This window comes from Providencia alcalifaciens, from assembly GCF_915403165.1.
In the GTDB taxonomy this organism is placed as follows: domain Bacteria; phylum Pseudomonadota; class Gammaproteobacteria; order Enterobacterales; family Enterobacteriaceae; genus Providencia; species Providencia alcalifaciens_C.
The window spans coordinates 2,257,959-2,271,360 of sequence record NZ_OU659204.1 but is presented as its reverse complement, the minus strand read 5'-3'; the positions used below and the strand labels follow the sequence as shown (position 1 = coordinate 2,271,360).

Genomic DNA, 13,402 nt, shown 5'->3' with positions numbered 1-13,402 from the left:
ACAGTCGCGCCTCATTTCTTCTAATAATAGTTAACGCAATATTATTTCACCAAACTCTCTAGGTACATCTGCTTGTAGCTGCGGGTTTCAATTAATGCTTCCGTAAAACCATAGTGTTGCGCGGTAGACAGTAACTTTGTGTATAAGTTGTCTAGCTCGCTCTCATCGTCCGTCATAATCGCAAATTCAGCAAACCAACCAATACCTTCTAAGTAATCAATGGTGATATGAATATCATCCAGAAAATAGATGCTGCGCTGTTTCGCAATCGTTAGGTAACATTGATATCCCAAGGTAGTCAGCATATTTTTGACATGTTGGCAGTCTGCAATATCAATCGCTTTACACTCTGAGCTGCTTGGTCCTTTGACTATCCAAAGTTTGATCCCAGACGGTATCATCTCCCGCACGGACATACTGATATTTTGCGCGGCTAACTGCCCATCGGGATAGTCAAAAAAGTCATCAACTTCATGATTATTGACGGTAAATGCTTCAGCATTGTCATTGATAAGCTGCTTAAGAAAAGTGTCAGAATTGGGTAATTTAAACTTAATTTCGGCTTCAAATTTCCCGATAAAATGGTCACTCATTCGGTTATCCAAGGCTATTTTAGATGATGGATTAGGTAGGTGAATAGTAACATAGGGAATGATGGCGTGGCGGAAGATAATGTTAAGCCGTATCAAAGAATAGAGGAATAATTAGGCACGAAAAGCTATTCTCGTGCCTGTGGTTTTAAACTCTAGTGGCTGTTTTAAACCCCAACAACAGCATCAAAGGAAATTGAATCCGCAACCAACAGATGCCCTGCGTGGTTAAGGTGGAGATGATCCCCAGAATCATAGATTAATGCTAATTGTTGAGGATTTTGTGAGTCGCGCACAAGTTGTTCACTGTCAATCAATGCGTCAAATTCATTGCTGGTGCGTACCCATTCGTTCACTTCTTGGCGAATAACTTCTTTCTCAGGGGTATAGAAGTTCTCTAATCCATATTCGGCTGTACAACGTAGCGGAACAAGCGTGACACCGACGACGCGAATATTATGCTGATGCGCTATATCAAGTAATTGACGATAACCTTCAATCAGTTGGCTAGCAGAAGGTGTCATATCCGCAGGCGCTAGGGCGGTTTGTGCAAGCCCAATATCATTGAGACCCACTTGTACAATGCATGTGGTTACGCCAGCTTGCTCAATAACATCCCGAGTAAAGCGAGATAATGTACTGATCCCAATTCCATCTTTGAGTAAACGGGAGCCCGATTGCCCCGCATTGATCACCGAAGTGTGTTGAGAAACGGCACGCTCAGCAAAAAAATCCACCCAACGGTGATAAGCTCCCATTTCGACACCATTGCCATCCACCATGGAATCGCCAATGACAACAATCGCTTGGCTTGGTGCCTGATTCTGAATTTCAACAGCCTCTAATAATAAACGTGAACTAATTGGTAGGCTTTCTTTTGTCGTTTTGGAATGAACGCTGTTACCCGATGTTAATTGAGAATAATGTCGTGCATCCCAATGAAAGGTCTCTACAAGCGTAGGATCCGGTAGATAGGTTCGCAGTGTGATTTCAGACAAATCGTCAATGGGATGGATAATTTCATCACTGTACAACACTTGCCCTACAGGGATAGAAACACGAGATTGCCCATTAAACAGAACAGGCGCATTCCATGACTTACCAGATAGCGATTTTACAGCAATGGCATTCTCACCCAGCACTAAGGGTTGGGTGCCATAACGATTGGAAAACACCAGGCGTAATTGTTGTCCGCCTAATGTGATTCGCAGTGTTTGTTGTAGGGTTTGGTTATTCAATAAGGTTGGGATCTCCAACGGAAACGGAAGTGCCTCACCGGTGGTGGGTTGAGATGTTGAAAGCCATGTGCAAACCCATGTATGACTGAGAGATGAACCGAATGAGGACATAGCGATTTTTTCCTAAAATTGAAATTTATAATCAGTGGGCAGTTGATGTTGAGATAAAGGAATCAAACCCTGTCATCGCAACGTTAACCATCGCGAGCAACTGAGCTTTACTCACCCCGTCGCGAGCTTGAATCGAAATGCCGTGAAAGAGTGTTGAGATATAATCGCCAAGTGCTTGCGTGTCCGTTTCTTTGGGTAAATCCCCTTGAGTTACTCCCTCATTTAAACGTTTTATGATGGCGGTAGTACGGGTTTTCCGGTAACTCGCCAGCCAAGACATAATGTTTTCATTTTCACTGGCATAGTTAGTCAGTGATAAAACCACCATGCATCCCTGTGGATGCGTTTGCTGGGTGTAAGTTTCGACAGCTTGGGTTAGTAACTGCGCTATCGCTAGACGCGTATTGGGCTCTTGTAACGCAGTTTCAGCAAAAGCCCCTTCTTGGCTCAAATACAGGGCGATAGCTTCGCGAAATAGGTTTTCTTTCGAGCCAAATGCCGCATAAATGCGAGCAGAAGCGATGCCCAGAGCAGAAACTAAATCTGATATCGACGTGCCTTCATAACCGCGCTGCCAAAAGACAAGCTTAGCTTTATTCAATGCTGCGTCTCGGTCGAATTCTCTCGGTCTTCCCGCCATAACAAATGCTCCTCTGAATGATAATGCACTCATAGTATCACTTCTTTGTCGAATGACAAATAATATTATTTATCGATTGACAAAGAATTAAAATAGCCTTTAATCTATTCATTATTGATCGACAAACAATTAATGCAACTCGTGAATGAGTGGCTTTTTTACTCACATAAAAGCGTAGGAATAAATATGAATTCGGTATTGAAAAAGGTGTTGCTCGTTTCCCTGATGACGTTCTCTTTGCAGGCAACTACTACGTTAGCAGCAGGAAACCTAACTCAATCAGTTGTAAGTGCTACGCTTCCAACCATTGAAGCGAACGAAGCCAACTTTAAACATCATTATGTGAAAGTGAACGGGCAGCGCCTTCACTATGTGACCGCAGGGGAAGGGGAGCCTGTCCTATTGATCCCCGGCTGGCCACAGACCTGGTATACATGGCGTTATGTGATGACGGAGCTTGCTGCTAATGGTTATACCGCTATTGCAGTCGATCCACTAGGAACAGGGTATTCGGATAAGCCAGACAGTGGCTATGATACGGGGGCTGCCGCAACCACATTGCACGAAATGATGAAGCAACTTGGCCATACTCACTATTCGGTGATAGGGCATGATATTGGCATGTGGGTGGGGTATGCGCTGGCAAGTGATTATCCCGACGACGTGAAAAAGATAGCCTTAACAGAAGCGGTTATTCCAGGGTTAGCGCCAGCACCGAGTATTTTTGTGGATCCTGAAGAGAATATTTTCCTCTGGCATTTTATGTTTAACCAAGTGCGTGATTTACCGGAAACGCTGACGGCAGGTAAAGAGCGCGAGTATCTTAATTTTATTTTTGATAATTGGGCCTATCGCCGTGATCGCGTTGCCGCGCAGACGTATATTGATGCGTATGCTTCACCGGGTGGACTGCGAGCTGGGTTTGCCTATTATCGCGCTATTCCACAGACGATTGAGCAAAATAAACAGCGAGCGCAGAAAAAGCTCACCATGCCGGTATTGGCGATAGGGGCGGATCAGGCAACCCGAGATGCACCGCAATTGACATTACAGGGACGAGCAACCCAATTACAAGGAGCGATACTTGGGGAGTGTGGTCATTTCGTGACGGAAGAGTGCCCTGAGCAGTTAATGAGCCATATTTTACCGTTTTTGAAAAAATAATATTTGAAACAAAAAGGGAAGCGTCAGTGAGCTTCCCTTATTTTATGCGAAACCGCATGTATTGAGAGAGATTAATACTTATCTTTTTTGGTCATTTTATCCAAATAACCCATCACAAACGCTGACAGCACGAAGGTTAAATGAAGGATCACGTACCACATTAACTTATCGTTTTCGACGTTTTTGAGGTTCATGAAAATCTTTAATAAGTGGATGGATGAGATAGCGACAATGGAGGCGGCCACTTTATTTTTCAGCGACGTCGCATCCATGGTACCAATCCAATTCAGCTTTTCATGGTGATCAGACAAATTTAATTGGGAGACGAAGTTTTCGTAACCTGAGAACATCACCATCACCAGTAACCCACCCACCAGCGCCATATCAATGAGAGATAGCAGAGTGAGGATCAAATCAGATTCTGGAATGCTAAAGATGTTTGGCAGAATATGAAATACTTCTTGGAAAAATTTGATGGTTAACGCCAGCAATGTCAGTGATAGCCCCAAGTAAATGGGCGCAAGGATCCAACGTGAAGCGTACATCATTCTTTCAAAAAACTTTTCCATGCAAATCCTTCAAATAAGAGAAATCAAAATAGTGAGATGGCGGCTATTTTAGCCGTTAGGTGTGATGGGGATAAAGTTTTTTGTCATCTGAAAGTGAAAAAAATGTCTTTTTGATGATAAAAAAGTTATTAAATCGAGGTTATTGAGATATTTGTTTTACTTTGCAGGAGATGATGGGTTTTAGTATGTTACTATCCAAATTATGTATAAATAACATAATTTACCATGTTTATACTTTCACTTTTTACACCGACAAATTCACTGCAAGGATGAAAGGAAATTTCCGATGTTGCGATTTCGCCGTAGATTGAAAAAAATAAGTAAAAATAAATGTAAACGCCGTCAGCGACTTCGCAATCGTTCTTACTACATTGATAATAGACTGCTCAGTATGCAAAACATTAACGTGGTTGTATTAACCGGTGCGGGTATTTCTGCAGAGTCAGGGATCCAAACCTTCCGTTCGGCTGATGGTTTATGGGAAGAGCATCGCGTGGAAGATGTGGCAACGCCCGAAGGCTTTGCCCGTGATCCACAATTAGTTCAGCGTTTTTACAATGAACGTCGTCGCCAGTTGCAACAAGAGAATATTCAACCGAATTCAGCGCACTACGCATTAGCAAAATTAGAACAAGCGCTCGGGGATAGATTCCTACTAGTGACCCAAAATATTGATAATTTACATGAGCGAGCGGGTAGCAAGCGCGTCGTGCATATGCACGGTGAATTATTAAAAGTACGTTGTAATTGGTCAAACCAAGTCCTCGAATGGAAAGGGGATTTATCCGTAGAAGAGCGTTGCCACTGCTGCCAGTTCCCACAGCCGTTACGCCCGCATATTGTGTGGTTTGGTGAGATGCCGTTTGAAATGGATAGAATCTACCAAGCACTTGGGGAAGCTACACTGTTTATTTCCATCGGGACATCGGGGCATGTTTATCCTGCGGCAGGGTTTGTGCATGAAGCGCGTTTACAAGGCGCTCACACCGTGCAATTGAATTTAGAACCAAGCCAAGTGGAAAGCGAATTTGAAGAGCGCCATTATGGGCTGGCGAGTAAAGTGGTCAGTGAATATGTGGATGATTTGTTGGCAAAGTTAACTAACGAAGAATAAAGATAAAAGGGAGCTTTTTAGCTCCCGTATTTTATGCACTGAGTAAATTAGGCTGATATCACACGTTTTCATCCAACATGGCAGGCATAGTAATTTCTTTTACACAGGTGGCGCTGCTGGTGCTAAGAATAAAGCGCACGGCATTCACCACATCTTGCAGCGGAATTAACGCCCCTTCACTTTTTGCAATTACCTCATCAACGGGCATGGATAACGGATATTCCGTAGCGAGATAACCTAAGTTCAAAATAGAAATACCGATATTATCTTGGCGCAAGGTTTCTCTCAGTGATTGCACAATCCCGCGTAGGGCATACTTGGTCGCGCTAAAGGTGACCTCTTTGCCATTATGATTATCCAACCCCCACGTAGAGCCAATTAAAATAATTTTACTATTGGTGCCTAAACGCAAGTTGCTGAGTAATGCTTTCAAATTCAACAGGCAGGCACTGATATTGGTTTGGATCATGGTGAGTAATTCAATATCGCTGGTGGACTCGAAATCATATTCTTCAGTAAAGGCGAGCTTTTCCCAAATGCCGACATTATAAATTAGGGCATCAATGGGGTGTTCACCTAAATGCTTTTTGATGGTTGAAGCCGATTGTGGATCACTAAGGTCAGCTGATATCCAGTGAAATTGCGCATCGCTAAAAGGGGGTTTAGAGCGAGAAACACCATACACAGTATCGATTTGCTCAGGCACTCCTTCAACTAATGCTTTACCTAACCCTTTACTAACACCGTAAATTAAAAATGTTTTTGCCATCGTATTCCCACCTTAGGGATCATGCTATAGCGCATTTAGTTATATAAGATAGTCATTATATAACATGGTACCTAACGCGTCGTGTTATCCAAAAGTGCAGCCCAAAATGAACAATAAATTAAACTAATTAGTTATCTTCCTCACTCTTTAGCTGCAAATCTGATTTGAAACAATAATTGTTTCTGTGATCTTTCCCATAATATCCCCATTGATATTTAGGGGGAGGAAGTATGGACAAACTCTTGGAGCGGTTTTTTGAATACACTGCGTTTGATACACAATCAAAACTGAATGCAAAAACAGTACCTAGTAGCACTGGCCAGCTAAAATTTGCCCGCGCGTTAGCCAAAGAATTGAATATCCTTGGCTTTGAAAAAGTGACGCTGTCGGAACATGGCTGTTTAACGGCTATCATGCCATCCAATGTCGATTGGGATGTGCCTGCGATAGGCTTCATTTCGCATTTAGATACCGCCCCAGATTATTCGGGCAAAAATGTGTGCCCGCAAGTACTTGAGAACTATCGTGGTGGCGATATTGCTCTGGGCATTGGTGATGAAGTTTTATCCCCCGTTATGTTCCCTGTATTGCACGAAATGATTGGCAAAACGCTAATTATGACAGACGGCAAAACCTTATTAGGGGCGGATGATAAAGCGGGTATCGCAGAAATTATTACCGCGATTGTGCGTTTAGAAGGGCAAAATGTTCCACACGGAAAAATTTGTATTGCCTTTACGCCAGATGAAGAAATTGGTCGTGGTGCACAACATATCGATTTTAAAGAGTTTGATGCTCGCTGGGCTTATACCGTTGATGGTGGTGGCGTCGGTGAACTCGAATTCGAAAACTTTAACGCTGCCAACGTCTCTATCAAAATTGTGGGTAACAATACCCATCCTGGTAGCGCCAAAGGTGTGATGGTCAATGCGTTGGGTTTAGCAACGCGAATTCATTCTATGTTACCGCCGGATGAAACGCCTGAAAATACGGAAGGCTACGAAGGTTTTTATCACCTAACGTCCATTAAGGGGAACGTGGAAAAAGCGGAAATGAACTACATTATCCGTGATTTTGACTTAGCCAATTTTGAAGCGAGAAAGAAAAATATTATTCGTATCGCAGAAAAGGTGGGGGAAGGGCTGCACCCGAGCTGCTATATCGAGCTGACATTGGATGATAGCTACTACAATATGCATAAAGAAGTGATGAAGTATCCGCATGTTGTGGAATTAGCTAAACAAGCGATGCTGGACTGCGAGATTGAACCTGTTATCAAGCCTATTCGTGGGGGAACGGACGGCGCGCAGCTATCATACCGAGGCTTACCATGCCCGAATATTTTCACTGGCGGCTATAACTTCCATAGTAAACATGAGTTTATTACTCAAGAAGGAATGGAGCAGGCGGTAAGCGTAATCATGCGAATTGCGGAATTAACGGCTATCCATGCAAAACGTAATACGAATAAATAGTTTTGATGCGTTTTTAATATAAAAAATGGTAATAAAAATGCCCCGATGTGAAGTAATGATATTCGGGGCATTTGCTGTCTTTGGCTGTTAATTATAGGAATAATTAATCGTCAAAATACCAATATCCGCTATTAATCAGCGCAGTAATTAAGGCGATAAAATTGACATCGTCTAACGCATCACTGAGATTTGCATGGTTGACCGCATCGAAACGGCACAGGCTATCTGCGGCTTCATAGCATTTAGTCTCTAAAGACTCACCGTTAACAAAGAACTGATCGCCAACACGAAGAGCGCGCAACCCATTGAGTTTATATAGGGTTTCTTGCTGGTCTTTTAATAAATTATAAATCTCATCTTGTTCATAAGGTGGCTCTGGCGGTGCTAAATCCAGCTCGTGACGTGATTGAGAAATAAATTCACCTAACCATTTACGGAATAGTTCTGGATCATGAATCAGTGATTCCATCATTTCACGCAGCTTAATTTGTTCGCCTTGCAAAATTTCTGCCGGATTATCACGGAAAGAAAGGTCAGGGTCGCTGTAACGGTAGCTGCCTAAATCATTGGAAATTAAATGGTCAGCAAAGCTGCTCATTAATTCACGGGCATTGGGTGCACGGAAACCGACAGAATAATTCAGTGATGGCTCAATGGCATAACCTTCGTGGGGGAATCCAGGTGGAATATACAGGATATCACCGGGTTCCATCTCTTCATCGATGATGGCATCAAAAGGCTGTACTTGCAGTAAGTCAGGATGTGGGGAGTGCTGTTTCATTGGGATTTTTTCCCCAACACGCCAGTGGCGACGACCTTCGCCTTGAATAATGAATACATCATATTGGTCGAGATGAGGCCCTACACCACCACCCGGAACAGAGTAGGAGATCATTAAATCGTCCATACGCCAGTCAGAAAGGACTCGGAAAGGTTTCATCAGTTGGGCACTTGGGTGGTGCCAGTGGTCAACCGCTTGAACCAAGATTGACCAGTTTTCTTCACCTAAATGGTCGTAGCTCTCGAATGGACCGTGGGCGACTTGCCAGAGCCCATTTTGATGGCTGACTAAACGGCTATCAACCTCATCTTCCATCGCTAATCCCGCGAGTTCATCAGGCGAGATAGGATCAATAAAACGCGTAAAACCCTGTTTGATAAGCAGAGGTCGTTTCTGCCAATGACTGTCCAGAAAACTCTGCCAGTCAAGATTCAGTTTATAATCCATCTTATTGTTCCCTAGTTATGACAAAACTTCCTAAATAGTATACCGGAAATGGATCGTAAAACAGGGCTTAGAGGGCGTCAGTTCACAGATTAGCCATCTTCATACACGGATGAACGAATTATTTTCATTCACAACCTAATTATCTTCATCAATGACCTAGCTATCTTCAATCACCGCTTGCTGCCTAAAGGTGACGGCGACGCGAGCACCACCAAGTGGACTATCCGAAATGGTAATTTCACCATCATATTGGTCAATGATATCTACCGCAATCGATAGCCCCAAACCTTGCCCCGGTCGCAGGGTATCAGCGCGTTGCCCGCGCATAAATATCATGCTGCGTTTACTTTCAGGAACGCCAGGGCCATCATCATCCACAAAAATCGTTAGACTATCATGATCGGCAAGGGCGGTGACTTCCACAAACTCAAGGCAATATTTACAGGCGTTTTCCATAATATTGCCCATCACTTCCATAAAATCATTGGGCTGACCTAGCCATGTGATTTCAGGGGAGATATCGACGGTGATGGAGACACCTTTGTTGAGATACACTTTATGCAGTGCGCTAGAGAGGCTATCTAAGATAGAAGGTACCGATGCGATTTCTCGCAGCATCAGGTTTTCATCCCCTTGGTTTGAGGCGCGATGCAAATAGTAGCCAACTTGCTGAGAAATACGTCCTATCTGTTCTAACATGATAGGCTCAGCTTGTTCGATGGTCATTTGCTTACCTGAACGTAGAAGCCGCAATGTGGACTGTAACACTGCTAAAGGCGTTTTTAGACTGTGGGTTAAATCGGACAATGTAGTGCGATATTTGCTATAGCGTTTGCGTTCGTTGCTCAGCAAAATATTCAAATTCCGCACTAAGCCTCGCAACTCTGCTGGCGGGTTTTCATCCAGCGTTTCTCGTTCCCCTTTTTCAAGACTACTAATTTGCGAAATCAGTGACTTAATGGGGCGCACACTCCAATAGGCCGCGAGCCATAACAGCGGGATCACCAGTATAAAGTTGGCGAGTAACACGTAACCAAACCAGTCCCAGACAACGCCAGTGCTTTGTAGGTCTTGAGGTAACGTATCGACGACGACAATCGTTAGTGCTGGCATGGTTTCAGTTTCTAAATACTGGTTAACTGAAACGGAGTGAGTTAATGGTTCATCGATATTATCAATATCATTGAGTCGATGGCTGTAGTCTGGGTTATTGTTCATCAATTGGCGCGTTTCATCGAAATCGGTATCAATTTCGTATAACCCATTCTTTTTTAACCAGTCGAGTTGAATAAGGCGCTCGACGCTGGGGACTTCACGTTGTCGCCAGACGGTTTGCCCATTTCTATCATAAATAATGATCAACGAGGGATTGTTCAACGTAAAGTTTGGCGGAACGCGAATATCAATTTTATTATCTTGCCACTGAGCAAGGCTGTAAATTAGGTTACTTTGGCTACGTAGCAAAGTGTAGGTCGTTCGATCAAAACTGACTAAATAACCCACAACAGCCACAATCCCATAGGCGAGGGTTAGCGCAAGGATCACAGCTGACGTCGCACAAATAAAACGCGCCTGTAAAGAAAGGGGTTTGAACCTAAATTTACTCAGTTTCATATCAGTTGTTCACATCGAAACGGTAGCCTTGGCCGCGAACAGTCACAATTACCTCTTGGGAATGGAACTGTTGGATTTTTTTACGTAAACGCCCCATAAGCACATCGATGGTATGGCTTTCACGTAATTCTGCATCTGGATAAAGCTGGCGCATAAGGGAGTCTTTACTGACCACTTTTCCATTATTGCGTAGCAAGGTTTCAATAATTGTATATTCGAATGCAGTAAGTTTGACCGACTCACCGTTGACCGTAAATTCTTTACGGGAAAGGTCAATCACAAAGTTTTCAAGTTCAAGCACTTGGGAGGCTAATCCGCTGTTACGGCGCATCAATGCTTGCATACGCGCGACCAACTCTTCTAATTGAAAGGGTTTGGTGACATAGTCATCTGCGCCACTATTGAGAGCTTGAACCTTTTCTTGCCAGCTTTCTCGTGCAGTTAAGACGAGAAGCGGAATGATTACATGGTTGCTGCGCCAGCGTTTGATCATGGAAAGCCCGTCTTCATCAGGAAGACCTAAATCCACTACCGCAATATCGGGATGGCTTTCATTCAGAAAATAGTCAGCTTCTTTTGCATCTTCAGCAGAATCCACTTGATGACCTAATTCTTTGAGTTGAACCGTTAAATGGTGACGAAGTAGGGCGTTATCTTCGACGATAAGAATGCGCATCTGAGAACCTCACATAAAGAAAGCATGCAAATGATAATATTATAATGAGTATGGTAGAAAGAGATGGGATAGGGAACAAGATCTTAACTAAATATAAGTCAAACAGATCGGAAAAATAGTCGAATCTGAGATTTATTGGAAAAATTGGAAAAGAAGAAAAACAGGCGACGCGAATGCCGCCTGTTTTAATAATTATTGATTACTTGATTTCATCAATAAAATTAATGGCATAGCCAATGTAGTTGGCTGGCGTCATTGCTTTCAGGCGCTCTTTTTCGCTTTCTGGAAGCTCTAAACCATCGATAAACTGTTTCATGCCTTCAGCGGTAACGCGTTTACCTCGCGTTAATTCTTTCAGTTTTTCATACGGTTTTTCGATGCCATAACGACGCATTACAGTCTGGATTGGCTCGGCTAACACTTCCCAGTTTTGATCTAATTCATCCAATAAGTGCTGCTCGTTAACTTCTAACTTGTTCAAGCCCTTCATTGTGGACTGGTAAGCAATCAGGGCATAACCCAAACCGACACCTAAGTTACGCAGAACGGTTGAGTCAGTCAGGTCACGCTGCCAGCGAGAAACTGGCAATTTGCTTGCTAAATGACCTAATACCGCGTTTGCTAAACCTAAGTTACCTTCTGAGTTTTCGAAGTCGATAGGGTTAACTTTGTGTGGCATGGTGGATGAGCCAATTTCACCTGCAATGGTTTTTTGCTTAAAGTGATTTAAAGCAACATAACCCCATATATCACGGTCAAAGTCCAACACGATAGTGTTGAAACGTGCAACACAATCAAACAGTTCTGCGATATAGTCGTGCGGTTCGATTTGCGTGGTGAACGGGTTCCATTGAATACCCAGTGAAGTCACAAATGTTTCACTGAATTCGTGCCAGTTAACTTCTGGGTAAGCGGCAATGTGGGCGTTATAGTTACCGACCGCACCATTGATTTTACCTAAAATTTCCACTTGCTCTAACTGGCGGAATTGGCGCTCTAAACGGTACGCAACGTTAGCAAATTCTTTACCGATAGTGGATGGTGTTGCTGGTTGCCCATGAGTACGTGACAGTAAAGGTAAAGTACGGTATTCGTGCGCCATCGCCTTAACTTTATCGATGATTTGACGCCATTGTGGCAGTAAAACCTCTTCACGAGCGGTTTTCAGCATTAATGCATGGGACAGGTTATTGATATCTTCAGACGTACAAGCAAAGTGAATAAATTCAGAGACCGCATGCAGAGCAGGAATATGCGCCACTTTTTCTTTTAGGAAATACTCTACTGCTTTAACATCGTGGTTAGTTGTGCGCTCAATTTCTTTGATACGCATTGCATCTTTTTCGCAGAAGTTTGTGACGATTTCATCTAAGTAAGCGATTGCGTCAGCATCAAATGAAGGAACTTCTTTGATTTGAGCGGTTGCAGCCAGTTTTTGCAGCCAGCGAACTTCAACTTGCACACGAAATTTCAGTAAGCCAAACTCACTAAAAATAGTGCGTAAAGCGCTGACTTTATCACCGTAACGGCCGTCAATCGGGGATACAGCGGTCAGTGAGGATAATTCCATTGGTAGCAACTCCAGATTTATAGGTGAGACAAAATTTGTTTCGCCTGATTAGACAGACGGCTTCGAGAAAACATCAGTTGGAGGCGACTTCCACCAACTTGCTGCCAGAGAACGGCGCAGCGAATACCTGCGAGCAATGTGGCTCTAACTTTGGCTTGAACAACGGTGTTTTTCAGAATATCAGGGGAGCCGGTCACTTGAATACGGGGACCTGCTGGGCTAACTACATCCACATAAATTCCGGCGAGTGCATTAAAAACACCTTCAGACATCGGTTCGAAATAGCTGGCTTGACGCTCAAGTTGCTCAATTCGCTGACCGAGTTGGTTCATTGCATTGTCATCTTTGCTTAAGCGGCGCTCTAGCGCCATGATGCTAAGCATATAGCGGGTCATCTCTGCAGAAATCCCGCTATTACCCCCGGTCAACATACCCAGCAGGGCAGTTAAACCGGTTTTTAAATTCGCTTCGTCATTACCGAATACATCCAGCGTGGTGGATGGATTCATGTTGGTCAGGCTATCGACCATGGTTTTACCATCTTGCTCATTAAAGGTACCTTCATGAGCGAGCTTTTGTACCATCAGACTTGCTTGGCAGATACCCGCTAAGGCTAGCGTGATATCGTAATAGTTTTTCGCCAC

General features: G+C 43.5%; 13 protein-coding genes. 3 read left to right on the top strand and 10 right to left on the bottom strand.

Features of this window, described 5'->3' with window-relative positions:
• Window positions 1-41 precede the first annotated feature (41 nt).
• From LDO73_RS10505 to LDO73_RS10495, 3 genes are all read right to left on the bottom strand, one after another.
• Window positions 42-593 carry a class IV adenylate cyclase gene (locus LDO73_RS10505; protein ID WP_224057837.1) on the bottom strand — a complete coding sequence of 184 codons (552 nt, stop codon included), beginning with the start codon at window positions 591-593 and terminating at the stop codon, window positions 42-44.
• A gap of 164 nt (window positions 594-757) precedes the next feature.
• Window positions 758-1,939, bottom strand: a complete 1,182-nt coding sequence (locus LDO73_RS10500) for an SGNH/GDSL hydrolase family protein (RefSeq protein ID WP_224057836.1) — start codon at window positions 1,937-1,939, stop codon at window positions 758-760.
• A gap of 31 nt (window positions 1,940-1,970) precedes the next feature.
• A complete protein-coding gene (locus LDO73_RS10495) occupies window positions 1,971-2,579 on the bottom strand; it encodes a TetR/AcrR family transcriptional regulator (protein WP_224057835.1) in 609 nt (202 codons plus the stop codon).
• Between the two features lie 186 nt (window positions 2,580-2,765).
• On the opposite strand from LDO73_RS10495, the gene LDO73_RS10490 reads away from it, so the two are divergent.
• The gene (locus LDO73_RS10490; RefSeq protein WP_224057834.1) at window positions 2,766-3,743 is read left to right on the top strand and encodes an alpha/beta fold hydrolase; all 978 of its coding nucleotides are present in this window, start codon (window positions 2,766-2,768) and stop codon (window positions 3,741-3,743) included.
• Window positions 3,744-3,814: 71 nt separating this feature from the next.
• On the opposite strand, the gene LDO73_RS10485 is transcribed toward LDO73_RS10490, so the two are convergent.
• On the bottom strand, window positions 3,815-4,312 hold the full coding sequence (locus tag LDO73_RS10485) for a TIGR00645 family protein (protein ID WP_224057833.1): 498 nt from the start codon (window positions 4,310-4,312) through the stop codon (window positions 3,815-3,817).
• A gap of 289 nt (window positions 4,313-4,601) precedes the next feature.
• Here LDO73_RS10485 and cobB point away from each other — a divergent pair, with 289 nt between their 5' ends.
• On the top strand, window positions 4,602-5,426 hold the full coding sequence (gene cobB / locus LDO73_RS10480; protein WP_224061174.1) for a Sir2 family NAD+-dependent deacetylase: 825 nt from the start codon (window positions 4,602-4,604) through the stop codon (window positions 5,424-5,426).
• Window positions 5,427-5,484: 58 nt separating this feature from the next.
• Here cobB and LDO73_RS10475 read toward each other — a convergent pair whose 3' ends face one another.
• Window positions 5,485-6,195, bottom strand: coding sequence for an SDR family oxidoreductase (locus LDO73_RS10475; protein WP_224057832.1), 711 nt, complete (start codon window positions 6,193-6,195; stop codon window positions 5,485-5,487).
• Between the two features lie 230 nt (window positions 6,196-6,425).
• On the opposite strand from LDO73_RS10475, the gene pepT reads away from it, so the two are divergent.
• Entirely contained in the window at window positions 6,426-7,670 is a 1,245-nt protein-coding gene (pepT, locus tag LDO73_RS10470) for a peptidase T (protein ID WP_224057831.1), read from the top strand.
• A gap of 103 nt (window positions 7,671-7,773) precedes the next feature.
• Here pepT and LDO73_RS10465 read toward each other — a convergent pair whose 3' ends face one another.
• From LDO73_RS10465 to hflD, 5 genes are all read right to left on the bottom strand, one after another.
• Window positions 7,774-8,898 (bottom strand): cupin domain-containing protein, encoded by a 1,125-nt coding sequence (locus LDO73_RS10465; RefSeq protein WP_224057830.1) that lies wholly within the window; start codon window positions 8,896-8,898, stop codon window positions 7,774-7,776.
• A 156-nt stretch (window positions 8,899-9,054) separates the two neighbouring features.
• On the bottom strand, window positions 9,055-10,512 hold the full coding sequence (gene phoQ / locus LDO73_RS10460) for a two-component system sensor histidine kinase PhoQ (protein WP_282560637.1): 1,458 nt from the start codon (window positions 10,510-10,512) through the stop codon (window positions 9,055-9,057).
• 1 nt (window position 10,513) lies between these two features.
• Complete coding sequence (gene phoP, locus LDO73_RS10455) at window positions 10,514-11,188, bottom strand: two-component system response regulator PhoP (protein WP_224057829.1); 675 nt, start codon at window positions 11,186-11,188, stop codon at window positions 10,514-10,516.
• 199 nt (window positions 11,189-11,387) lie between these two features.
• Entirely contained in the window at window positions 11,388-12,758 is a 1,371-nt protein-coding gene (gene purB / locus LDO73_RS10450; protein ID WP_224057828.1) for an adenylosuccinate lyase, read from the bottom strand.
• Between the two features lie 17 nt (window positions 12,759-12,775).
• Entirely contained in the window at window positions 12,776-13,402 is a 627-nt protein-coding gene (hflD, locus tag LDO73_RS10445) for a high frequency lysogenization protein HflD (RefSeq protein WP_224057827.1), read from the bottom strand.

Excerpts from the sequence above, each read along its gene's own strand:
- LDO73_RS10505 (WP_224057837.1), bottom strand. The coding sequence starts at position 593 with ATGAGTGACCATTTTATCGGGAAATTTGAAGCCGAAATTAAGTTTAAA.
- LDO73_RS10500 (WP_224057836.1), bottom strand. The coding sequence starts at position 1,939 with ATGTCCTCATTCGGTTCATCTCTCAGTCATACATGGGTTTGCACATGG.
- LDO73_RS10495 (WP_224057835.1), bottom strand. The coding sequence starts at position 2,579 with ATGGCGGGAAGACCGAGAGAATTCGACCGAGACGCAGCATTGAATAAA.
- LDO73_RS10490 (WP_224057834.1), top strand. The coding sequence starts at position 2,766 with ATGAATTCGGTATTGAAAAAGGTGTTGCTCGTTTCCCTGATGACGTTC.
- LDO73_RS10485 (WP_224057833.1), bottom strand. The coding sequence starts at position 4,312 with ATGGAAAAGTTTTTTGAAAGAATGATGTACGCTTCACGTTGGATCCTT.
- LDO73_RS10475 (WP_224057832.1), bottom strand. The coding sequence starts at position 6,195 with ATGGCAAAAACATTTTTAATTTACGGTGTTAGTAAAGGGTTAGGTAAA.
- pepT (WP_224057831.1), top strand. The coding sequence starts at position 6,426 with ATGGACAAACTCTTGGAGCGGTTTTTTGAATACACTGCGTTTGATACA.
- LDO73_RS10465 (WP_224057830.1), bottom strand. The coding sequence starts at position 8,898 with ATGGATTATAAACTGAATCTTGACTGGCAGAGTTTTCTGGACAGTCAT.
- phoQ (WP_282560637.1), bottom strand. The coding sequence starts at position 10,512 with ATGAAACTGAGTAAATTTAGGTTCAAACCCCTTTCTTTACAGGCGCGT.
- phoP (WP_224057829.1), bottom strand. The coding sequence starts at position 11,188 with ATGCGCATTCTTATCGTCGAAGATAACGCCCTACTTCGTCACCATTTA.
- purB (WP_224057828.1), bottom strand. The coding sequence starts at position 12,758 with ATGGAATTATCCTCACTGACCGCTGTATCCCCGATTGACGGCCGTTAC.